Here is a 20,676-nt window from a genome sequence, read left to right on the forward strand (position 1 = left end):
AATGGCACGATCAATGGAGGAATTCATGGACAAGGTCGGTATCGGCATCATCGGATGCGGCAATATTTCGGGCGCCTATCTCACGGCGATGGCATCCTTTCCCATTCTCGACATCCGCGGCGTCGCCGATCTCAACCGGGAGCTGGCCGATGCAAAGGCTGCGGAATTCAATGTTGCCGTCAAGACGGTCGAGGAGCTTTTCGCCGATCCCAAGGTCGAGATCATCGTCAATCTGACAATCCCGAAGGCCCATGTTGCCGTAGCATTGCAAGCTCTTGATGCCGGCAAGCACACCTATTCGGAAAAGCCGCTCGGGATTAATTTCGCGGAAGGGAAAAAATTGGCGGAAGCCGCCAAAGCGAGGAATCTTCGCATCGGCGCTGCCCCCGACACTTTCCTCGGCGGCGGCCACCAGACGGCCCGCAGCCTGATCGACAAGGGCGTCATCGGCCAGCCGGTCGGCGGCTCGGCAACCTTCATGTGCCCGGGCCATGAGCGCTGGCATCCGAACCCGGCCTTCTTTTACGAAGTCGGCGGCGGGCCGATGCTCGATATGGGTCCCTATTACATCACCGATCTCGTCAATCTTCTCGGACCGGTTTCCCAGGTGGCGGGTTTTGCGACGACGCCGCGATCGGAACGGCTGATCACCAGCGAACCGCGGAATGGCGAGCGTATTCCCGTGCAGGTGCCGACTCATGTCAACGGTATGATGGCCTTTGCCAATGGCGCCGTCGTCCAGATCGCCATGAGCTTCGATGTCGCCGGCCACAAGCATGTGCCGCTGGAAATCTACGGAACCGAGGGCACGCTTGTTGTGCCCGATCCGAACAAGTTCGCCGGCCCTGTGGAATATCTGAAGAAGGGCGGTGCGTTCGAGGACCAGCCGGTCACAGCACCCTATGCCGATGGCAACTACCGCTCGCTCGGCGTCGCCGACATGGCGCATGCGATCCGCTCCAACCGGCCGCATCGCGCCAATGGCGATCTGGCGCTGCATGTGCTCGAAGTCATGGAAGCGTTCCACACCGCTGCCGCGACCGGCCGAACGGTCACGATCACCACGGCAACGGAGCGCCCTGCCCCCTTGTCCGATTCCATCGTCGACGGACGGCTGGCGAAATAAGTTTCAGGAGGAAAGACTATGCGTGAAGCACTGATCGTCTGGGGCGGCTGGAGCGGGCATGAGCCGCAGGAGTGCGCCGAAATCATCAAGACCATGCTCGAGGAAGACGGCTTCAAGGTCTATCTCGAACACGGCACCGAGGCGCTTGCCGACCCTTCCGTCCATGATCTTAGCCTCGTTGTGCCGATCATGACGATGTCGAAGATCGAGAAGGAGGAGGTCAAGAACCTCGCCACGGCGATCGAAAGCGGCGTCGGCATTGCCGGCTATCACGGCGGCGCGGGCGATGCCTTCCGCGACTCCGTCGATTACCAGTTCATCATCGGTGGCCAGTGGGTGGCTCACCCCGGCAACATCATCGACTATACCGTCAACATTACCCGGCCTGACGATCCCCTCATGGAGGGCATTGCCGATTTCCCCTATACGTCAGAGCAATATTACATGCATGTCGACCCCTCGAACGAGGTTCTGGCGACGACGAAGTTCACCGGCGAGCACGCCTACTGGATCGACGGCGTCGTCATGCCTGTCGTCTGGAAGCGGAAATACGGCAAGGGCCGCGTCTTCTATTCCTCGCTCGGCCATCAGGCCAAGGAGTTCGACGTTCCCCAAATGAAGACCATCTTCCGCCGCGGCGCCAACTGGGCGGCGCGGTGAGGTTGTCCGATTTGGACCCGGGACGCGGCCCCTCACCCTAACTCAATCCAGTTCGTGCGGATGGCTGCCCCTCACCCTAACCCTCTCCCCGTAAACGGGGCGAGGGGACGTGCCCTGCGAGAGGCCAGTGGGGAACGGAGAGGTCGCAACATGTCCCCTTCTCCCCGCCTGCGGGGAGAAGGGGGCGGCAGCCGGATGAGGGGCAGGCGGCGATCTCATGAGCGAAGCCGACCGACCCCAGGATCAGCCAATGATCAACGCCGTGCCGTAGAGCCCCAATGCAAACACCGTATGAGCCAGCAGATTGAAGCACCGGACCTTGTTCGGGGTCGGATGTTTGGAGGCGGCCCAGCCGATGCCGAGGCCCGGTTGCAGCAGGAACCACCCTGCCCCGACGGTGACGATGCCGAAGATCCAGGCGGGAAGAAATGTCGGGGCCGCCAGCCAGGCAGAGCCCATGATGATGGCAAAGATCACCCCATAGAGAAGGCCGACGGCGTAGTGGCTGATCCAGCCGAGCGCCAACTCATGAGCATAGGGTTCGGCGTCGGCGATGCTGTCGTGAAAGACCTTGCCGCGGCGGAGATGCCAGAACCAGCGTCCCACAGGTGCCCAGTTGGGCGCCGCCTGACCGAACTGGGTGAGCAGGATCGCCCAGAGGTCCATGAGGATGGTTGCGCCGGCGCCGATCACCAGGCCGCGCCACAGAATATCGAACATTGGGAATCACCGGAAAGCGTTGCGATTGCAGGACGCTACAAAATCATTGCAGACGCGCCGGCGCAATGGCTGCGGTGAATTCACCTGCCACATCAAGGAAGGATTCCGAGGCTAATCCGCTTGCGGTCCGCCCTCGCCCTCAGTTTCTCCCGCGCCATTGCCGATATCGCCGCTGATATCCTGCGCAAACTTCCGCATCAGCCGCACGAGTTCATTGAAGTCATGTTCCTCCCAGCTCTCGAAGATGGCGCGGCCCATCCGCTCGCGGGCGACGTCGATGCGATCGGTCATTGCCTTGCCCTTCGGGCTGATGACCGCCTCGCGCACGCGGCGATCGGCGGCATTTCCGCGGCGCTCCACCAGATCGAGGCTTTCGAGCTTGGCGACCTGACGGCTGACGGTGGTGTAGTCGCGGCCGGCGCGGTCGGCGAGCTCGACCACCCCGATGGGGCCGAGCCGCTCTATCGTGACGAGCAGCGGAAACAGGGCGCGATCGAGCGAAATGCCCGCCTCGCGGACCATCTGCTCGTCGCGCTGCGGGCGGTTCATGACGCTGACGATCTCGATCAAAGCTCCATGCAGTTCGCGCAGTTTTTCGCTGATATGTGTATTTTGCACATTCTTTGTTGACGTCATGCCGATTCTCCTATTATGTGCATAATACACACATGGAGAGATCAATGACAGAAAATTCCACAGTCGACGTGCTGATATCAGGCGCTGGTGCGGCCGGCCTGACGCTGGCGATCGAGCTGGCGCGGCGCGGCGTATCCTTCCGCCTGATTGAAAAATTGAACGACCCATTCCGCGGCTCCCGCGGCAAGGGTATTCAACCGCGAAGCCAGGAGGTGTTCGAAGATCTCGGCATTCTCGACCGGATCGTCGCGCTCGGCGGCATCTATCCCCGGCAGCGGGAATATCGCGACGACGGCAACTTCAGCGAATCCGACGCCGTGGTTGGTGGGGAGCCGACGCCGGCCGAGCCCTATCATCTTCCCCTGATGGTGCCGCAGTTCCTGACCGAAGGGGTGATGCGCGAGCGCCTGCTCGAGCTAGGGCACCGGCCCGAATTCGCCAGTGAACTCATCGGCTTCGAGCAGGACGAGACGGGCGTGACTGCGCGGCTTAAGGGCATATCCGGTGAAGAGACCATCCGCGTGCGCTGGCTCGTCGGCGCCGATGGCGGCCGCAGCTTCGTGCGCCATGCGCTGGATATCGGCTTTCCCGGCAAGACGCTCGGCGTGCGCGCCATCGTCGCCGATGTGATTCTGACGGGATTGGATCGCGACGTATGGCATCGCTTCGGCGATGGCGACATGCAGCGACAGGTCGCGATTTGCCCGCTGGCGGGGACGGATCTGTTCCAGATCCAGGGACCCATCCCGCTCGAAGGCGAGGTCGACCTCTCCGCGGCGGGCTTGACCGCCCTGGTCAAGGAGCGCACCGGCCGCGACGACATCGAGGTCCACTCGGTCTCCTGGGCGTCGGCCTTCCACATGAACGCCCGGCTTGCCGATCGTTACCGGCTCGGCCGCGTGTTCCTGGTCGGCGATGCCGCCCATACGCATCCGCCGACCGGCGGACAGGGTCTGAATACCAGCGTTCAGGACGCCTATAATCTCGGATGGAAACTGGCGGCGGCTGCGGCAGGCGCCCCCGACGCGCTGCTCGACAGCTATGAGGAGGAGCGCCGCCCGGTCGCCGCCGCCATGCTTGGTCTGGCGACCAATCTTCTCGACGCCCTGAAGCGAGGCGAGATGCGGCGCGGCCGCGAGGTCCATCAACTCGATATCGGCTACCCCTCCTCCTCTTTTGCGGTGGAAAAGCCGGAACGACGCGGCGGCCTGCTTGCCGGCGACCGTGCCCCCGATGCACCGCTCAGAGGTGTGGGCGGCCAGACGACGCGGCTGTTCGAACTGTTCAAGGGCGCGCACTGGACGCTGCTGGGCTATGAGGTCGAGCAAGCCGCCATGCCGCCGCGCCCAGGCCTGCACATCCACAGGATCGGCCGGCGCGGAGACGTCATCGACGAAGGCGGGCACTTCCATGATGCCTACGGTCTGGCATCGGGCGACTGGGTGCTCGTGCGTCCGGATGGCTATGTCGGCGCCATCATTGCCTCCGCGCACGCCTGGGCGCTGGAAGCCTATCTCGCAAATGTCGGCCTTGCTGCATAAGCGGCAACTCAAAACGCCACGGCGCTGTTGGCGCGTCTGAAAGACGGGCGCCGTAGCCAACCGCCACCACGAGTAGCGCGCTTTCGTTGTTAGCCGCCGCACAAGGCCCAAGAGAGCAGGCCAAAAGCCGGAGCCTCGAAGGACGAGGCGGGTGTTCGGCACCAGATGTGAGGTGGCAGGAAGCAGCGCTGCGGCAGATCCTTCGAGGCTCCGCCCGATGGGCTCCGCACCTCGCGATGAGGAGCATCGGAGGATGCCGTACCATAGACCAGGCGGCATCGATCTTTCAGAGGGCGTCCCGCTCGTATCGCGGCGCCCAGCCGCGGCCATCCCGCGGCTCATCACGCTTTCCGCCAGCGCCAGTTGCTGGCGGAGATGTTTGCAGTCATCGAGCAGCGAGCGTATCGCCGCCTTGGCATTGTCGTCATGCCAGGCAAGCACGGCTTCGACTTCCCAGGCTTGATCGGGCCAAGTTTGATCGGTCCAGGCTTGATCGGCCCCAGCATGTTCGGCGCGTGCCTGACCGGGTTCCAAGATCCTTGCCGGCCGCATCAGTTCAGCGCCAACGGCAATTGAACCGGACGCGGCAATGGCGGCAGCGGCCGGCTGAGTTCGACCTTTCTCTGCCAGGCGGCACGTCGCTGTTGATCTCGCTCGCGGGCTGCGCGGGACGCCTCGACAAGCGCAAGGGCGTTGGCGATCACCTGTTCCGTATGCGTCATGATCATCTCCAATGTTCCTGTTTTGTTCTAAGTTAGAACTTTGGCAGGAAAAGTCAAGCGCCGGAACGATCTGGCTGAGGTAGGTGTTGCAAGCCGGGACTGGCGTCGAAGCGCGGCCGATAGTCAGTCCGCCGCCTCTATGACCGCGATGCCGGCCTCCTGCGCAGCCCTGATGAAGGCCGCCCGCACGTGTTCCGGTGGGAGATCGCCGATAATCGCATCCAGGCACGACTTGACGGCCTCGAAATACTCTTCGCCGTCATCTACCGGCCAGTCGCGCAAGAGCGTGCGCGCGGCGTCCCACACAGAGTTAATAACGGCATAATGGCCGAGCCCCATTGAGGCCAAGCCAACCGGTCGAAAATGTGCCGTCTGTCTCACTTTGCTACAGCTTTTCCCAATTTCGGTGGCGCTCATGGGTACGATGCAATTTGCGTGCCGTCGGCGGGCCGCGTCACCAGCCGAAGCACGGCCCTACGAGACTTGATTTTCGGCGAGGCTCGCAGTGTAGACGTTCCTCTTCGTCGCCTCCAGATCCCCTGCAGCCGGTGCTTTTGAGAACATGGAGCTTGAAGTGGAGTCCTGCGATCAGTCATTAAGCGACTGATTATGGTAAATATCGGGCTTCCCATCCCACGCCTGCTGATTAAAACTCAGTCTTTCCTTTTATACTCTATAAGGATTACAGCAACTCATATGCATTGCTGGACGCAAGAACCTTCATAACCATTCATGGATTGTGCCAGAGGTGGACGGAGTTTCATCCGGGTCGTACAATGCGATCTATCCTGCACGCGGCGGATCTCGGAGGAGCGCGCGATGCCTATCTTCATGGACCGGCACTTTCTTGAAGGAACGTCAGCGGCTGACGTTGCTCAGGCACATCGCATGGATCTCGACATTCAGGACAAGTACGGCGTCAAGTTCCTGACCTATTGGTTCGATCAGCGGCGCGGGACCGCCTTCTGCCTCGTGGATGCGCCGGATGCGGAAACTGCGCAATGTGTGCATCGCGAAGCGCACGGCTTCGTCGCCGGCGAGATCGTCGAGGTCGCCCTGTCAGCGGTCGAGGCTTTTCTTGGCCGAATCCATGACCCTGAGCCGGCGCCCGGCCAATCCTCCGCTCAGGTGGATCCCGGCCACCGGGCAATCCTCTTTACCGATATCGTCGGATCGACAGCGATGACATCGCGCCTCGGCGACCGGATTGCGACCGAAATGGTCCGCGCCCATGACTCTATCGTGCGCCGATGCCTCAGCCAGAATTCAGGCCGGGAGGTTAAACACACCGGCGACGGCATCATGGCGGCCTTCGCCGCGACAACGGCAGCCGTCGAATGCGCCATGGCGATCCAGCGGGAATTCGAGCGTTACAACGGCGGAAACACCGAGCCAATCCATATCCGCATCGGACTGGATTGCGGCGAGCCGGTCGAGGACAGCAACGACCTGTTCGGCTCGACGGTGCAACTTGCCGCACGACTATGCGCGGCAGCCTCCAGCGACCAGATCCTCGTCTCGGAGAATATTTTTCGGGAATACGGCGCCGCCGATCTCTTCGCTCACGCAACGCGCCGACGGTTCAAGGGGTTTTCGAAGCCCATGCTGGTGTTCCGATGCGAGTGGGCGGATGCCGGCGTAAATTAAGATCGGCTGAGATCCGACACCCGCGTGGCGAGTTGGCTCCAGGCAGGGCTTGCTGCGGCGTTTTTGTGGCCAAGAAATAGGCGATCATCAAAGCATGGCGCGCAAACTGTGCCGCGGTTTTGCGACAACGACCTGCGGCCTTGCGGAATTGGCCACCGCGCTCACGACCTTTGATCGGAAGCGGCATTGGCGATTTGCACCCGGCAATCAAAATAGTTCAAGACCGATGTCGGCTTCCAGCAGGCTCATGCGTCGTCACGATAGGAAGCCAAAGAAATTCGCCCAAGCAAGGAAACGATGCCATGACAATCACGATCACAGCATTTGAACGATCGCCCGATGGCGGCAAGGGACTGGCGCGCGATACGCGCGTTCGCTGGGCGCTCGAAGAAGTGGGGCAGCCTTATGAGGTTCGCCTCCTTTCCTTCGCGGAGATGAAGACGCCTGACCATCTGGCCATCCATCCCTTCGGCCAGATCCCCACCTATGAGGAAGGTTCTCTCTCGCTGTTCGAGACCGGCTCGATCGTCTTTCATCTTGCTGAGCAGCATGCGGGCCTGCTGCCCAGGGATCGCGATGCCAGAGCGCGCGCGATCACCTGGATGTTTGCCGCACTTAACACCGTCGAGCCGCCGATCCTCGAATTGACGACGGCAAGAATATTCGAAGCAGACAAGCCTTGGAGCGAGGAGCGCTTGCCGTTGGTCAAGGACCGTGTCCGCGCTCGGCTGGACAGGCTCTCGGCTTACTTAGGCGGCGCCGACTGGCTCGACGATGCGTTCAGCGCGGGTGATCTGTTGATGGTTTCAGTGCTGCTGCGACTAAGAATGTCAGGCATTTTGGACGAATATCAAAACCTGGCTGCCTATGTCGCGCGCGGGGAATCTCGGCCCGCTTATGCCAGGGCTTTCGCCGCGCAATTTGCGATCAACGCCCCATCGTCCAGCTCAATCATGAGCTCATAAAGCCGAGCCGAAAGCGGGTTCAAAAACAGGATGCCGCCGAGCAGTTGACCAATGCTCGGCGGCATCCCGCTCACCCCCGCTTAACTTCGCCGTGATCAAACGGCCGCGAGGCCACCCCCACGCTATGGTCCAACTCACCTCAATCCGGCTATGGCTGCGCGCTTATGCGTCGACGACCTAAAGCACGTCGCGATCTTTCAGATTCGCTCCTCGCGCTTTAGCTCTTTGTTTTTGCGCATGTCGTTATCGCAAAACCGCTGCACACTCTTGCGCGACATGCTCTAAGCATTGCCCATATGTTCGTTCATCAGCCGCTCGAATTTGGGGCCGCCCTCGACCTTCGCCAACACGCCCGACATTTTCAGGAAACGCCGGAAATTCTCGCGTGCAGCGCTCAGCGGGAAACGCCCGTTGGCCGTATCTCTGCACGCCTTCAACAGCGTGTCATATGCCAAACCCCGTTTGTCCTCCGGCCACCCGTCCAGAACATCGAAGATTTCATCGAGGCACGTGACCTCATCGATGAAATGTTGGCGATGAAGCAGAATCGGATCAAACCGAGTTGACGACATAGTATCCTCCCATTTATATTACTTTTTTATGCTGTAATTTTACTGAAAAACCGTGACTTATTCAAGTCAAAATCGTGTCCATTTGGCTATTGACGCCATGCAACTACTTCCATAACGACAGAATAACCCTATCAGATTAGACTTAAGCGTATTTGATCATCGGCCGAGGGTCGACGCATCACAAATATAGATTGATTGATCAATCGCGCGAATGTTGCGGGTCAAGCGAGCGTGATCAAATGCACCGGAAGTTTCGTATAGTCTCGTGTTGGCATGGTATATTGCGACCATGACAACCTTGCGAGGAGACGTTCAGATGAACCGATTTTTTACATTGGTAGCGGGCGTGCTGATCGGTGTGTCCGCGATCACGTCTTCCTGCACATCGCCGGCAAGGCAGGATCACCAGGATTTTCAATATCAGCGGGATAGCTCAACAAACCCGGCATGCGCGGATGGGTTCAGACCCAGCAATGCCCGCTCGTGCAGTTATTGAAGGCATAGAGCCGGAATTGGTTTTGCGCCGGAGGTGGCAGGCGACAGCAATGGGACCGGTCGGGAACTCCTAACCCTGCTTCACCGTTATGTGATCGGGCCACAGTTGGCCCGATGCTAAACAGGAGAACGGTTCCCCATGAACAATTTGATCTGGCTTGTCGGCGCTGTCGTTATCGTGCTCGCGATTTTGAGTTTCTTCGGCTTCCGCTGATTGTAGAAGCATGCTGATGGAAATGTCGTGGCCCAACCACGTCTTCCCTTCCCGGCGATCGGATGGACGATGAATCCTCCGCGCCGGTGGATCTATAAGGATTAAGAGCGCCTTGTCCTTCTTGGCCGCTTAGCCGGGCTGCGGCCGATATCTGCACGTCGAGCGACGTCCCGCCGAGTGTAGCTGTATTGTCTCTAGCCCACTTCCTGAAAGCGTCAGGGTCTAATCGAGACTACCGCCGTTTCTTCGAAAATCCGCCGATTGACGTGTGATCAGCGCGAAAAGTGGATGATCACCCCCTCGGTCTTCCTTTACAATCAGTCGTTTCGGCCTCTCAAGGCAGATCGTAAGGGAAGATCGATGGCTTGCCTTGTTGGCGCAGATGAAGCGACGCAATCGGAGAAGCCGGCTGTAAAAGCGGATCGGCCGGATGGCCTGGCGCGGGATGTTTCGGCCATCAAGGTCGGCGACTGTCTGCTGGGTTACAAGGCCGTCCAGCGCCGCATGCGGGCCAGCCGTTGGAACCATTTCCGCGGCCGGATGCGCGAGATCGAGAAATTGATCCGGCATCGTCATGGAGACATCGTGCCCGAGGCCGACGACGCATTGATCTATGTCGAGGTGATCGCCAGCCTCGCCCTGGTCGAATTCAAGGAAGAGTTCGTCGATGTGGTTCTAAACTGGGCGACGCGATGGCTGCCATGGGCTGGGAAAGCCGAGATAGAGGACGTCATCTACGAGCGGACAAAGCTGCGCTTTTCTCCCTTGTCCGCCGACGCGCTCGGCCACGCTCTGCACTTAAGCTACGCGGAACGGAGCGCCCTCAATATTCGCACCATCGGTGCCTTCGACGTGCCGAAGCGGAAAAGAGCAAAACTGCAAAAGGAAAAGCGGCGCCAGCGCGACCGAGCGCGAAAAGAGGAGCAACGCCGTGCCGCCGGCGTGCTTTCCAGAGCCGACTATCTCGCCAATTCTTTCAGCCAAGCGCGCCCCTGGGAGGCTTTCGGCATCAGCCGCCGGACCTGGGAACGCCGTGGCAAGCCGATGCCGGATCCCGAGACGATATCGGACTGTGGTTCGATCTCGCTCGCCGCTTAGGTCAGAACTTTTCGGCTTTTAGCCGGATGGTCCGAACCAGCTATTCACAGCCTCCTGTAGACCATCCTCAGTCCCGTCGCCCACCCAGGCCACATATCCATCGGGCCGGATCAACAGTGCGGCTGGCGCGGAGACCACACCCAGCGCAGGCAGCTCCCATGCACCGGCATATCCGGCGTCGACCAACCTGATGCGGTCCGACCACCGCGGGAGGCCGATGCTGCCGGGCGTGCCGAGGTTCAAGAACACCGGTCGCGCATCTTGCAGCAGCGTAAAGACACGCACGGGACTATCTGATGTGAGCAGGTCGAGGTCAGGCATGCGGCGGCCGAGCAGCGGATGCCCGTCGCCGAGATCGTAATGGATACCAAGTCCGGACATCTCGGCCGCGATGCGTTTGCGCGGCTCCTCCATGCCAAGCAGCTCCGTTACGATGTCACGCAAGACTTCGGTGCGATCGTCGGCGCGCTGCAATGCGACCTGCGCCATCGTCGTGCGCAATACGCGGGCCGCAACCGGATGCCGCTCGGCGTGATAAGTGTCGAGCAAGGTTTCAGGCGACGTGCCTTTCACCACCTGGGCCAATTTCCAACCGATATTGACGGCATCCTGCACGCCCGTGTTGAGGCCCTGCCCGCCGACCGGAGAATGTACATGGGCGGCATCGCCAGCGAGGAGTACCCGGCCCTTGCGGTAGGCCGTTGCCTGCCTGGACATGTCGGTGAACCTGCAAATCCAGTTGACGCGATGGAGTCCGTAATCGGTTCCGAATGCGGCGATGAGCGCGTCTTTGAGATCGCCGAGCGTCGGCTCGGTTGTCGCGCCGGCATTCTTCTCCGGCACCATCACGCCGATCGGCCCCTCTTTGGCGAAGACGATCTTGCCGTCGTGGATTTCGTACTCCTCCCTGCCGAAGGCATAGATGCCAAGGGCGGTGCGATGGATGCCCAATGGCGGCTCCTCTTCCATCTCCACCTCGGCGAGAACGTTGCTGGTCGTCGGATCCCATCCTTCAAACGCAATGCCGGCAGCCTTGCGAACCAGACTGCGGCCTCCATCGCAGCCGACGAGATAGCCTGCCCTGAGCGACGCCCCATCGGAGTTTTCAATGGTGACGCCGGTATCGTCCTGCGCGAAACCCGTTACCTCAAGGCTGCGATAGATCGGCACCGCCAGTTCCCCGACCCAGCCGGCCAGAATGCGCTCGATATGCTTCTGCCGCAGCGCCAGCCCATAATTGTGCCGGGTCGGAAAATCGCTGATATCCAGACGCGTGACCGCGAAACCCGTGACCTGGGCTATCTGCCCTTCCGCGAGGAACCGGTCGACGATGCCCCGCTGATCGAGAACCTCGAGCGTGCGTGCGCTCAGACCGCCGGCCCGCGTACCGGCAAGCTTCTGGTCAGGGCGGCGTTCGACGATGGCGACGTCGACGCCTGCCAGGGCCAGTTCGCCTGCCAGCATCAGTCCCGTCGGCCCTGCCCCGGCAACCACGACTGCATGTTCCCTCATCCGCAAACTCCCATGTTCCGGCTGTTCCAATGCGATCTCTCAGGGTCCAGACAGACCTGGCCCCTGTGCATCTCTCCGATCCAATCAATCCTGCCCAGGTGCCGATTTTCTCTGTCGCAGGTTGTTCTCCCTATAAATATAAGCTCCATACTGGTTGGAAGGACTTGCGACAGGATTTCAGGCTTGCTCTCCAAAGCCCTATTCGCTGCCACTTGCGGATCTCTTGCTGTGGAGCTCAGGCTTTTCAATACGACCTGACCGGGTGGGCGCCGGATGGTGGCAGGCGCCGTCCGGGGTCGATTCTCTCGAAGGGATCAATCAATTGCTTGGCGACCTATCTCACTGCGGAGCTGGAGCTTTTTGCGGAATCGTCTCAGCCGCTGGTCGCTCAGACGGATCGGCGGGACGGCCATAGATTGTGTAGGCGGCCCCCGCTAGCACCCCCAAGACGAGAAGAGCGAGGACGTACAGCATCATTCCGCGGATAGCCGTCTTAGGTGTCTTGTCCATCAGGATCTCCAAGATTGCTCAGCGGTCAATTCAATGCGAGCGCTTTTGGTTCCGACTCGGAGGTTGTTCAAGGGAGCAGCCATTCACGGAACGATCCGGTCCCGATCTGGTTTACCCCACACCCCGGTTGCTATGGAGGTCACCATGTGGGCAATCCTGACCGGAGCCGCTCTCATCATCGGCGGACTTCTTTTTCTCTTTACCTCGGCGCTTGGTCGAAGACCGAGTGATCCGCATCAAATGCCGCAAGGCGGCACCACGCTGGAGCCACGGCGCCAAGGCCTCAGGTTCCTCGGAATAACTAAAAACTGGCCGGCGCTGGCCCTTATCGCGATCGGTGCACTTCTCTTGGCTTTTGGTGGATACTCCTGACATCCGACAGGTCTTGGCCGCCTCAGCTCCTTCGGCAAAAACCCGGCTTTCACCGGGTTTTTGTTCAGGCACTACCAAGTCTGGCGACCGGTCCAGTCATCGATGTCGCGTCTGATACGGTCCTTTTCGATGCCATAACGCTCCTGGATCTTGCCTTCCAGCTGGTCGCGCTTGCCGGCGATCTGGTCAAGATCATCGTCGGTGAGTTTGCCCCACTGCTCCTTGATCTTGCCCTTCGCCTGCTTCCAGTTTCCTTCGATCCGATTCCAATCCATGGTCGATTTCTCCTCTGTGTTGATGAGAAGAAAACGGACCGCAGTGGAAGTTGGTTCCTGTGTCTCAGCGGATTTCCGCGAAGCTCAATTCCTGCGGCAAAGACGCCAAGCGCTGCCCATGCCAAATATCCACACCCGAATGAAGAAAAGCATAAATAATTCGTGAAGAACGAATAGATGTATAAAATATTTATTTATGTATGAAGCAAATATTCCCCTGTTCTTGTGTTATACTGTTCCACGGGGAGAAGAACAATGGCACTCGATGTATTCGTGAACCTCTACAATTTAGGGGGCCTGGACGCACTTAACGTTTCTCTGCGAAGCCTGTCCGATGACGAAAGGCTTGGCACTTTACTCTCGCTTGAAAAGATAGGGTACGAAGTGATCTGGAATGCCCAGAGAAAGCCGGCTTCTGCCTATGTGTGGAGCGGGCCGAACGAGAATTAGTTGCCAGGCGGGACAAAGACCTGTCCCGACCATGGGGGTGAGACCTCACGACCTTGTGTCTCCCTTCATGCGCTTAAAAAGCAGATGTTCCATCCTCCTATCGATCCGAGGAAGCGAGGGCGATCATGATCCGATCCCAGATAGCCGACGCACAAACCGTATTGGGCGACGAAGAAGTCGCCCTCTGCCAGAGAGTATTTGACCACGTCATCTCGGTGCGACAAATCACAACAGACACCGAGCGCGAAGATCTGGCTCAGCGGGTGATCCATTCGTACCAGCATGGAGTGAAGGATGAGGGCGCATTACTGCGACTGTTGATCTAAGATCGCGGCAGGTGTCTTGAAGACTAGAAATGGTGAGAGCGTCGGGGTTCGAACCCGAGACCTACTGATTAAAAGTCAGTTGCTCTACCGGCTGAGCTACGCTCTCCCTCTCCGCGGGTGTGACCACCCCGGCTGGAAGTGGGCGGAACATAGGCAGGCGACCCATTGCGGTCAACCGAAAAATTTGCCTTTTTCCGGCGGTCGGCACATTTCTTGCGGGCGCGAAGGCAAATGTCTTGCGCGCGCAAAAAGGTGATTGGCAATCCCGGGCCTGCAAAGCTAGGAACATCACGCAGATTGCAGCCGGAGAGAATGCGTGTCGATTGCCGATATTTCCCTGTGGAGCGCGCTGATTGCCGGAGCGCTTTCCTTTCTGTCGCCCTGCGTGCTTCCCCTCGTCCCGCCCTATCTCTGCTATATGGCCGGCATTTCAGTCGAGCAGTTCCGCGGCGGCGGTGCGGTTGTGGTGGCGCCTGACGTCAGACGCGGCGTGTTCTTCTCTGCCCTCTTCTTCACGCTCGGCTTTGCCACTGTCTTCGTGGCGCTCGGCGCCGGTGCTTCCAGCATCGGCATGGCGCTTCGCCAGCATCTCGACCTCCTGTCGAAGATCGGCGGGCTGATCATCATCGTCATGGGGCTGAACTTTCTCGGCCTCTTTCGAATCGGGGTGCTTGCCCGCGAGGCGCGCTTCCAGGGCAGCGGCAAGCCGGCGACGCTGACGGGCGCCTATATCATGGGCCTTGCCTTCGCCTTCGGCTGGACGCCCTGCATCGGCCCGGTGCTCGGCGCGATCCTCGGCGTTGCCGCCTCGCGCGAGACGGTCGGCTCCGGCGCCGGGCTGCTCGCCATCTATTCGCTCGGCCTTGCCATCCCGTTCTGGATCGCCGCCGGCTTTTCCGGCGCCTTTATGCGGTTCCTGTCGCGCTTCCGCCGCCATCTCGGCACGGTGGAAAAGGTGATGGGTCTCTTCCTCGTGCTCACCGGCCTCGCCTTCCTGTTCGGTTGGGTCAGCAATGTGGCGATCTGGTTCCAGCAGACCTTTCCGATCCTGATGCAGATCGGCTAGGCCACGGGTTGCCGATTTTCCAGGCTATGCAGCAGGCTTGCCGCGTTCGCTGATCTGATCGACTCCGCGCTCATCAGCACGCCGCCGGCAGTAAAAAGCCAGGCCTGCACCTATGCCCTGGTATGGCTTGCCCTGTCCCTCGGCCCCACCCGCCCTTATCCCTCGACCCAATCGATCGCAAATACGCCTCGATGTAGCGTCGTCGATGCCGTGTTGAAGGCGGCGGTCAGAAGGAGACGAACATGAACCTTGAGACAAAGACGAGCCGGGAAAACACCGCACACACCGGCAGACCTCGGCTCGACGAACTGGTTCCGTCGCGCTACGCGGTGCGGGTCGGCGAGATTGAGGTGCTGGTGGTCAGCGATGGAGTGTTACCGCTCCCTACCGCGATGCTGGGCCACAACATCGATCCGTCGGTCCGAGCGACCTGGCTGAAAGACATGTTCCTGCCAACGGATGCTTTCGACTGGGCGCTGAACGTGGTCGTGGTGCGCAGCGGCGACCAGACCATACTCCTCGATGCCGGGCTGGGGATCGACCCTGACTTGCACCTGCCGCGGGCCGGGCAGTTGATCAAGCGATTGGAAGCCGCCGGCATCGATCTGGCGTCGGTGACCGACGTGGTGCTGACCCACATGCACATGGACCATATTGGCGGGCTGCTCGTCGACGGGGTGAAGGACCAGCTCCGTCCGGACCTGCGGATCCATGTGGCGGCCGCCGAGGTCAAGTTCTGGGAGGCGCCCGATTTCTCCCGGGTCTCCATGCCGCCGGGGTTCCCGGACGCGCTTCGGGCGACCGCCAAGCGGTTCGCGAAGGAATATCGCAGCTATTTCCGGCTGTTCGATGACGAGTACGAGGTGGCGCCGGGCGTGGTCGTCCATCGCACCGGCGGCCACACCCCCGGGCACAGCGTGATCCGCGTGGCGTCCGGCGGCGACAGGCTGATGTTTGCCGGCGACGCCGTGTTCGCGGTCGGGTTCGAACACCCGGACTGGTACAACGGCTTCGAACACGACCCCGAGGAGGCGGCGCGCGTCCGGGTCCGTCTTCTGCGGGAACTGGCGGAGACCGGCGAGCAGCTGGTGGCCACTCACCTGCCGTTCCCGTCTGTCGGCCGGGTGGCGGCCGACGGCGACGCCTTTCGCTGGGTAGCGGCCTTCTGGGATTACTGATCGCGTGTTCGGTTGGCGGTAGAGCGTGTACTCAATGAGTCCACGCTCTACCGATTTGTTTTTACGCAATTCCGGACGCAAAACCGCTACACAGTTTCGCTGGAATTGCATAAGTCAGATCCTGACCCGCCGACCATCCCCGCGCACTGGAAGACCTCTTGGCCGATATTGTCAGCCTGCTTTTGCCGTTCTTTGGCCTGATCCTGATCGGTTACATCGCCGCCAAGGCGACCAAGCAGCCGGCCGAAGCGCTCGGCTGGCTGAACACCTTCATCATCTATGCCGCCCTTCCCGCTCTGTTCTTCAAGCTCGTCTCGCGCACGCCGATCGAAGAGCTGACGCGCGTCGATTTCATTGTCACCGATATCGCGGCGACCTATGCGGTCTTCATCCTGCTTTTCGTCATCGGCCGTGTCGTGCGCGGCAATTCGCTTGCCGATTGCACCATCCAGTCCTTTGCCGGCGCCTATGGCAATATCGGCTATATGGGGCCGGGCCTGGCGCTGTTGGCGCTCGGCGAAGGCGCAGCCGTGCCGGTGGCGCTGATCATCTGCTTCGAAAACGCGCTGCATTTCATCGTCGCGCCGGCGCTGATGGCGGCAGCCGGCGACGACAAGCGTTCAACAGGCCAGCTTGTCGCTGATATCGTCCGGAAGGTTGCGCTGCATCCCTTCATCCTGTCGACGGCGCTGGGCTTTGCGGTGGCCGCCTTTGATATCGACCAGCCGCCGGCGTTTCAGCGCCTCGTCGATTATCTCGCCCAGGCGGCGGCGCCCTGCGCGCTCTTTGCCATGGGCGTGACGCTGGCGCTCCGGCCGCTGAAACGAACCCCGGCCGAGATCTCCTATATCGTGCCGGCGAAGCTGATCCTGCATCCGATCGCGGTTTTCATTGCGCTCACCGCGGTTGGTGGTTTCGAGCCGGTCTGGATCCAGGCCGCCGTGCTGCTTGCCTGCCTGCCGACGGCGACCAACGTCTTCGTCATCGGCCAGCAATATGGCGTCTGGCAGGAGCGCGCCTCGGCAACGATCCTGATCACGACGGTGCTATCGGTGGTGAGCGTTTCGCTCTGGCTGATCGTGATCCGATCAGGCCTTCTTCCGCTTCAGCTTTTCCCTTAGCGCATCCGGAATATCGCGGAAGCCGCGGCCCGGCTCGATGCCCTCGCGCATGACGATGTTGCGCAGCGGCGGTATGGCCGAGAGGATATGCAGGCCGGCGGCGCGGAGCATCTGGACGGGCAGGAAATCCGAAAGCAGCGAGCGGTTGAGAAGATCGACACTGGCCGTGCGCGTCATGATGTCGGCGCGGCGCCTGCGGTCGAAGCTTTCACCGGCATCGGCCGGCACCGGCAATTCCGCCCGGTCGCAGAGGATCTCGGCAAGCGCCATGATATCGCGCAGGCTGAGGTTCAGCCCCTGTGCCCCGATCGGCGGGAAGACATGGGCGGCCTCGCCGATCAGCGCGATGCGTCCCTTGCCGAAACGATGCGCCATCATGCCGGAGAGCGGCCAGACCTGGACGCCCTCCTCGACATCAACCTTCCCCAGCATGGATTGCATGCGCGCCTCGACGAGGGCGCCGAGTTCGGCAAGCGGCAATTCCATGCGGCTCGCGGCTTCCGCGGGATCCTGCACCCAGACGAGGCTGGAGCGGCTTCCCGGCAGCGGCACCTGGGTGAAGGGGCCGTGTTTGGTGTGGAATTCGGTCGAGATATTCTTGTGCGGCAGCGAATGGGCGAAATTCAGCACCATGGCAGATTGCGGATAGGACCAGTTGCGAACGGTGATGCCTGAGGTCTCGCGCAGCTTCGAGCCGCGGCCATCGGCGCCGACGGCAAAATCGGCCGACAGCGTCTCGCCGCCGGTCAGCGTGATCGAGACTGAAACGGCTGATATTTCAATCGATTCGGCCATATCGGTGAAACGGGTGATATTGCCCTCGCCGGCCGCAGCTTCTTCCAAAATGCCGGTCAGCGCCTTGTTCGGGAAATTGTAGCCGAAGGCATCGAGACCGACCTCGGCCGCGCGGAAGGTGGTCGTCGGCGCGCGCAGCAGCCGATCGGTACCGTCGACGATGCGCATGCTGGTGAGAGGAGCGGCTGCGGGGCGGAGCTTTTCCCAGAGCGCCAGGCGATCGAGGAAACGGATCGACTGATCCATCAGCGCCGTGGTGCGCCGGTCCTCTTTCGGGGAAACGGGTGCCACCAGCGCCACGCTGCGACCGCCGCGCGCCAGCGCGATTGCGGCGATCATGCCGGCGAGACCGCCACCGATCACCGCCACTTCGAATGTCTTCATGCTATCATTCCGCCATTCTAAAGCATGTCGTTATCGCAAAACCGCTGCACACTTTTGCGCGACATGCACTGCAACGGCGGACCGGTCGCTTATGCGGCCGGCTTCGCCTGACGGCGCCAACTATAGCCCTTGCCGGCTTCGGCGTCACGCACCGCCGGCTGATAATGATGGGGGATGGCGGGAAGACGGTTTTCGCCCAGCCGCTTCAGCGCCGTGGCGTTGGTGACGGAAAAGCTGTCGATGCCGACGCGCAGCATCAGCGGCACCTGATCGATCAGCACGTCGCCGACGGCGCGCAGCTCGTTGGTGTAGCCGAGGCGCTGACGCAGCAGCGAGGCATGGCTGAAGGCGCGGCCGTCGTTGAAAGCCGGAAAGGCGACGGCAACGATTTCAAGGCGATAGAGATAGGGCTCCAGCCGGCGCACGTCGTCGGCCGGCTTGATCAGCACGCCGAGGCCGACATCGTTGCTTTCATCGGCCTTGGCGATCAGTTCGTCGAGACCAAGCAGCGGCTTCTGCTCCTCGGTTGCCTTCACCTCGTCGGTTTCGATCACCCAGGGATCGTTTTCGACAAAACCGGTTTCTCTCCAGATCTTCGTCATCATCCCCTCCTTATGCCGCTTCGGCGGCCGAGCCGTAGAGTGCAGTCTTGAACGGCTGCGGTCCGACACGGCGATAGGCGGCGAGGAAGTTCTCGGAATGATCGAGGCGCAGGCCGAGATAGGTGTCGACGATCGTCTCGATCGCGTCCGTCACCCGGTCCGGCTCGAAGCCGCGGCCGATGATCTCGCCGATCGAGGTATGTTCGTCGCCGGAGCCGCCGAGGGTGATCTGATAGAGTTCGGCGCCCTTCTTCTCTACACCGAGCAGGCCGATATGGCCGACATGGTGATGGCCGCAGGCATTGATGCAGCCGGAAATCTTGATCTTCAGCTCACCGATTTCTGCCTGGCGTTCGGCATCGCCGAAGCGGCGGGAGATTTCCTGCGCCAGCGGGATGGAGCGCGCATTGGCAAGCGCGCAGTAGTCCAGCCCCGGACAGGCAATGATATCGGTGATCAGGCCGGCATTGGCTTCCGCCAGATTGATGGCGACGAGACCGCGATAGACGGCTTCGAGATCGGCAAGCGCCACATGCGGCAGGATCAGGTTCTGCTCATGGCTGACGCGGATTTCGTCGAAGGCATATTCCTCGGCCAGATCGGCGATCGCATCCATCTGCGCATCCGAGGCATCGCCCGGAATGCCGCCGATCGGCTTCAGCGAGATCGTCACCATGCCGTAATCGGGGTTCTTGTGCGGCTGCACGTTCTGCTGGACCCAGCGGGAGAAACCGGAATCGGCCTTCTTCCAGCGAGCAAGGTTTTCCCAGCCTTCGGCGCGCTCGGGCAGATCAGGTGGCGCGAAATAGGCTGATATCGACTGGACGTCCTTTTCCGGCAGCTTGAGCTCGGTATCCTTCAGCGCGGCGAATTCGGCTTCCACCTGGCGCGTCAGCTCCTCGGTGCCGGTTTCGTGCACGAGGATCTTGATGCGGGCCTTGTATTTGTTGTCGCGGCGGCCGTGCAGATTGTACACACGCACGATTGCCGTGGTGTAAGAGAGCAGGTCTTCCTCGGGCAGGAAGTCGCGGATCAGCTTGGCGATCATCGGCGTACGGCCCTGGCCGCCGCCGACATAGACGGCAAAGCCGATCTCGCCCTTGTCGTTCTTCTTCACGTGCAGGCCGATATCATGGACCTGGATTGCGGCGCGGTCACTCTCGGCGCCGGTGACGGCGATCTTGAACTTGCGCGGCAGGAAGGAGAATTCCGGGTGGACCGACGACCACTGGCGCAGGATTTCGGCGTAAGGACGCGGATCGGCGATCTCATCGGCGGCGGCACCGGCGAAGTGATCGGCCGTGACGTTTCTGATGCAGTTGCCCGAGGTCTGCAGCGCATGCATCTCGACGCTGGCAAGGTCGGCGAGCGCATCTGGAATATCGGACAGCTTCGGCCAGTTGAACTGCAGGTTCTGGCGCGTGGTGAAGTGGCCATAGCCGCGGTCATAGGTGCGGGCGATATGGGCGAGCATGCGCAGTTGGCGAGAGCTCAGCGTGCCATAGGGAATGGCGATGCGCAGCATGTAGGCGTGGAGCTGCAGGTAGACGCCGTTCATCAGGCGCAGCGGCTTGAACGCGTCCTCGGCGAGCTCGCCGGAGAGGCGGCGCTGGACCTGATCGCGAAACTGCTCGACGCGCTCGGTAACAAAGGCATGGTCAAATTCGTCGTAACGGTACATCGTCTTCC

Annotated in this window: 22 protein-coding genes, 1 tRNA gene and 1 pseudogene; 12 read left to right on the forward strand and 12 right to left on the reverse strand. The window is 61.0% G+C overall.

The window, feature by feature from the left end; genetic code table 11:
• The first annotated feature begins 25 nt into the window (after window positions 1-25).
• On the forward strand, window positions 26-1,126 hold the full coding sequence (locus BS629_RS30900) for a Gfo/Idh/MocA family protein (RefSeq protein ID WP_018516386.1): 1,101 nt from the start codon (window positions 26-28) through the stop codon (window positions 1,124-1,126).
• Window positions 1,127-1,144: 18 nt separating this feature from the next.
• Window positions 1,145-1,786 (forward strand): ThuA domain-containing protein, encoded by a 642-nt coding sequence (locus BS629_RS30905; RefSeq protein WP_003539493.1) that lies wholly within the window; start codon window positions 1,145-1,147, stop codon window positions 1,784-1,786.
• Window positions 1,787-2,029: 243 nt separating this feature from the next.
• Here BS629_RS30905 and BS629_RS30910 read toward each other — a convergent pair whose 3' ends face one another.
• Together BS629_RS30910 and BS629_RS30915 are read right to left on the reverse strand one after the other, a co-directional pair.
• Window positions 2,030-2,506, reverse strand: a complete 477-nt coding sequence (locus tag BS629_RS30910; RefSeq protein ID WP_018241946.1) for a DUF2938 domain-containing protein — start codon at window positions 2,504-2,506, stop codon at window positions 2,030-2,032.
• A 111-nt stretch (window positions 2,507-2,617) separates the two neighbouring features.
• Window positions 2,618-3,142: a MarR family winged helix-turn-helix transcriptional regulator gene (locus tag BS629_RS30915; protein WP_018241945.1), complete on the reverse strand. Its 525-nt coding sequence runs from the start codon at window positions 3,140-3,142 to the stop codon at window positions 2,618-2,620.
• Window positions 3,143-3,186: 44 nt separating this feature from the next.
• Here BS629_RS30915 and BS629_RS30920 point away from each other — a divergent pair, with 44 nt between their 5' ends.
• Window positions 3,187-4,683, forward strand: coding sequence for an FAD-dependent oxidoreductase (locus tag BS629_RS30920; RefSeq protein ID WP_018241944.1), 1,497 nt, complete (start codon window positions 3,187-3,189; stop codon window positions 4,681-4,683).
• Window positions 4,684-4,969: 286 nt separating this feature from the next.
• On the opposite strand, the pseudogene BS629_RS40125 reads toward BS629_RS30920, so the two are convergent.
• The 3 genes and pseudogenes from BS629_RS40125 to BS629_RS30930 form a co-directional block, all read right to left on the reverse strand.
• A pseudogene (locus BS629_RS40125) lies at window positions 4,970-5,235 on the reverse strand (hypothetical protein).
• Window positions 5,235-5,405 (reverse strand): hypothetical protein, encoded by a 171-nt coding sequence (locus BS629_RS38685; RefSeq protein WP_162039352.1) that lies wholly within the window; start codon window positions 5,403-5,405, stop codon window positions 5,235-5,237. Before BS629_RS38685 ends, BS629_RS40125 begins: the two are co-directional and overlap by 1 nt.
• A gap of 123 nt (window positions 5,406-5,528) precedes the next feature.
• Window positions 5,529-5,786, reverse strand: coding sequence for a DUF982 domain-containing protein (locus tag BS629_RS30930; RefSeq protein WP_011651896.1), 258 nt, complete (start codon window positions 5,784-5,786; stop codon window positions 5,529-5,531).
• Window positions 5,787-6,224: 438 nt separating this feature from the next.
• On the opposite strand from BS629_RS30930, the gene BS629_RS30935 reads away from it, so the two are divergent.
• Both BS629_RS30935 and BS629_RS30940 read left to right on the forward strand, forming a co-directional pair.
• Window positions 6,225-7,052, forward strand: coding sequence for a nickel-binding protein (locus BS629_RS30935; RefSeq protein WP_018241942.1), 828 nt, complete (start codon window positions 6,225-6,227; stop codon window positions 7,050-7,052).
• A gap of 302 nt (window positions 7,053-7,354) precedes the next feature.
• Window positions 7,355-8,017: a glutathione S-transferase family protein gene (locus BS629_RS30940; protein ID WP_018241941.1), complete on the forward strand. Its 663-nt coding sequence runs from the start codon at window positions 7,355-7,357 to the stop codon at window positions 8,015-8,017.
• A gap of 281 nt (window positions 8,018-8,298) precedes the next feature.
• Here the strand turns inward: BS629_RS30940 and BS629_RS30945 are convergent, their stop codons facing one another.
• On the reverse strand, window positions 8,299-8,589 hold the full coding sequence (locus BS629_RS30945; RefSeq protein WP_018241940.1) for a DUF982 domain-containing protein: 291 nt from the start codon (window positions 8,587-8,589) through the stop codon (window positions 8,299-8,301).
• A gap of 1,069 nt (window positions 8,590-9,658) precedes the next feature.
• Here BS629_RS30945 and BS629_RS39020 point away from each other — a divergent pair.
• On the forward strand, window positions 9,659-10,396 hold the full coding sequence (locus BS629_RS39020) for a hypothetical protein (protein ID WP_018241939.1): 738 nt from the start codon (window positions 9,659-9,661) through the stop codon (window positions 10,394-10,396).
• 18 nt (window positions 10,397-10,414) lie between these two features.
• On the opposite strand, the gene BS629_RS30965 is transcribed toward BS629_RS39020, so the two are convergent.
• Entirely contained in the window at window positions 10,415-11,908 is a 1,494-nt protein-coding gene (locus BS629_RS30965) for an FAD-dependent monooxygenase (RefSeq protein ID WP_018241938.1), read from the reverse strand.
• 654 nt (window positions 11,909-12,562) lie between these two features.
• On the opposite strand from BS629_RS30965, the gene BS629_RS30970 reads away from it, so the two are divergent.
• On the forward strand, window positions 12,563-12,790 hold the full coding sequence (locus BS629_RS30970; RefSeq protein ID WP_018241936.1) for a hypothetical protein: 228 nt from the start codon (window positions 12,563-12,565) through the stop codon (window positions 12,788-12,790).
• A 71-nt stretch (window positions 12,791-12,861) separates the two neighbouring features.
• On the opposite strand, the gene BS629_RS30975 is transcribed toward BS629_RS30970, so the two are convergent.
• On the reverse strand, window positions 12,862-13,065 hold the full coding sequence (locus tag BS629_RS30975; RefSeq protein WP_018241935.1) for a CsbD family protein: 204 nt from the start codon (window positions 13,063-13,065) through the stop codon (window positions 12,862-12,864).
• 255 nt (window positions 13,066-13,320) lie between these two features.
• Between BS629_RS30975 and BS629_RS30980 the strand changes: the two genes are divergently transcribed.
• Window positions 13,321-13,515, forward strand: coding sequence for a hypothetical protein (locus BS629_RS30980; RefSeq protein ID WP_018241934.1), 195 nt, complete (start codon window positions 13,321-13,323; stop codon window positions 13,513-13,515).
• 125 nt (window positions 13,516-13,640) lie between these two features.
• Window positions 13,641-13,841, forward strand: coding sequence for a hypothetical protein (locus BS629_RS30985; RefSeq protein WP_018241933.1), 201 nt, complete (start codon window positions 13,641-13,643; stop codon window positions 13,839-13,841).
• A gap of 30 nt (window positions 13,842-13,871) precedes the next feature.
• Here the strand turns inward: BS629_RS30985 and BS629_RS30990 are convergent.
• Window positions 13,872-13,947 (reverse strand) — tRNA-Lys (locus BS629_RS30990).
• A gap of 210 nt (window positions 13,948-14,157) precedes the next feature.
• On the opposite strand from BS629_RS30990, the gene BS629_RS30995 reads away from it, so the two are divergent.
• The 3 genes from BS629_RS30995 (at window position 14,158) to BS629_RS31005 (ending at window position 17,206) form a co-directional block, all read left to right on the forward strand.
• A complete protein-coding gene (locus tag BS629_RS30995) occupies window positions 14,158-14,907 on the forward strand; it encodes a cytochrome c biogenesis CcdA family protein (protein WP_018241932.1) in 750 nt (249 codons plus the stop codon).
• Between the two features lie 242 nt (window positions 14,908-15,149).
• Window positions 15,150-16,085, forward strand: coding sequence for an MBL fold metallo-hydrolase (locus BS629_RS31000; RefSeq protein ID WP_018241931.1), 936 nt, complete (start codon window positions 15,150-15,152; stop codon window positions 16,083-16,085).
• A 158-nt stretch (window positions 16,086-16,243) separates the two neighbouring features.
• The gene (locus tag BS629_RS31005) at window positions 16,244-17,206 is read left to right on the forward strand and encodes an AEC family transporter (protein ID WP_018241930.1); all 963 of its coding nucleotides are present in this window, start codon (window positions 16,244-16,246) and stop codon (window positions 17,204-17,206) included.
• On the opposite strand, the gene BS629_RS31010 is transcribed toward BS629_RS31005, so the two are convergent.
• The 3 genes from BS629_RS31010 to BS629_RS31020 all read right to left on the reverse strand — a co-directional run bounded on the left by BS629_RS31010 (window position 17,174) and on the right by BS629_RS31020 (window position 20,668).
• Window positions 17,174-18,385, reverse strand: a complete 1,212-nt coding sequence (locus BS629_RS31010) for a UbiH/UbiF family hydroxylase (RefSeq protein ID WP_018241929.1) — start codon at window positions 18,383-18,385, stop codon at window positions 17,174-17,176. The genes BS629_RS31005 and BS629_RS31010 overlap by 33 nt on opposite strands.
• A gap of 89 nt (window positions 18,386-18,474) precedes the next feature.
• Window positions 18,475-18,987: a DUF934 domain-containing protein gene (locus BS629_RS31015; RefSeq protein WP_018241928.1), complete on the reverse strand. Its 513-nt coding sequence runs from the start codon at window positions 18,985-18,987 to the stop codon at window positions 18,475-18,477.
• 10 nt (window positions 18,988-18,997) lie between these two features.
• Complete coding sequence (locus tag BS629_RS31020; protein ID WP_018241927.1) at window positions 18,998-20,668, reverse strand: nitrite/sulfite reductase; 1,671 nt, start codon at window positions 20,666-20,668, stop codon at window positions 18,998-19,000.
• Window positions 20,669-20,676 lie beyond the last annotated feature (8 nt).

Origin of the sequence: Rhizobium leguminosarum bv. viciae USDA 2370 (assembly GCF_002008365.1) — a bacterium.
Lineage (GTDB): Bacteria > Pseudomonadota > Alphaproteobacteria > Rhizobiales > Rhizobiaceae > Rhizobium > Rhizobium leguminosarum.

Coding starts and splice junctions, on each gene's coding strand:
- BS629_RS30900 (WP_018516386.1), top strand. CDS start 26: ATGGACAAGGTCGGTATCGGCATCATCGGATGCGGCAATATTTCGGGC.
- BS629_RS30905 (WP_003539493.1), top strand. CDS start 1,145: ATGCGTGAAGCACTGATCGTCTGGGGCGGCTGGAGCGGGCATGAGCCG.
- BS629_RS30910 (WP_018241946.1), bottom strand. CDS start 2,506: ATGTTCGATATTCTGTGGCGCGGCCTGGTGATCGGCGCCGGCGCAACC.
- BS629_RS30915 (WP_018241945.1), bottom strand. CDS start 3,142: ATGACGTCAACAAAGAATGTGCAAAATACACATATCAGCGAAAAACTG.
- BS629_RS30920 (WP_018241944.1), top strand. CDS start 3,187: ATGACAGAAAATTCCACAGTCGACGTGCTGATATCAGGCGCTGGTGCG.
- BS629_RS38685 (WP_162039352.1), bottom strand. CDS start 5,405: ATGACGCATACGGAACAGGTGATCGCCAACGCCCTTGCGCTTGTCGAG.
- BS629_RS30935 (WP_018241942.1), top strand. CDS start 6,225: ATGCCTATCTTCATGGACCGGCACTTTCTTGAAGGAACGTCAGCGGCT.
- BS629_RS30940 (WP_018241941.1), top strand. CDS start 7,355: ATGACAATCACGATCACAGCATTTGAACGATCGCCCGATGGCGGCAAG.
- BS629_RS30945 (WP_018241940.1), bottom strand. CDS start 8,589: ATGTCGTCAACTCGGTTTGATCCGATTCTGCTTCATCGCCAACATTTC.
- BS629_RS39020 (WP_018241939.1), top strand. CDS start 9,659: ATGGCTTGCCTTGTTGGCGCAGATGAAGCGACGCAATCGGAGAAGCCG.
- BS629_RS30965 (WP_018241938.1), bottom strand. CDS start 11,908: ATGAGGGAACATGCAGTCGTGGTTGCCGGGGCAGGGCCGACGGGACTG.
- BS629_RS30970 (WP_018241936.1), top strand. CDS start 12,563: ATGTGGGCAATCCTGACCGGAGCCGCTCTCATCATCGGCGGACTTCTT.
- BS629_RS30975 (WP_018241935.1), bottom strand. CDS start 13,065: ATGGATTGGAATCGGATCGAAGGAAACTGGAAGCAGGCGAAGGGCAAG.
- BS629_RS30980 (WP_018241934.1), top strand. CDS start 13,321: ATGGCACTCGATGTATTCGTGAACCTCTACAATTTAGGGGGCCTGGAC.
- BS629_RS30985 (WP_018241933.1), top strand. CDS start 13,641: ATGATCCGATCCCAGATAGCCGACGCACAAACCGTATTGGGCGACGAA.
- BS629_RS31000 (WP_018241931.1), top strand. CDS start 15,150: ATGAACCTTGAGACAAAGACGAGCCGGGAAAACACCGCACACACCGGC.
- BS629_RS31010 (WP_018241929.1), bottom strand. CDS start 18,385: ATGAAGACATTCGAAGTGGCGGTGATCGGTGGCGGTCTCGCCGGCATG.
- BS629_RS31015 (WP_018241928.1), bottom strand. CDS start 18,987: ATGACGAAGATCTGGAGAGAAACCGGTTTTGTCGAAAACGATCCCTGG.
- BS629_RS31020 (WP_018241927.1), bottom strand. CDS start 20,668: ATGTACCGTTACGACGAATTTGACCATGCCTTTGTTACCGAGCGCGTC.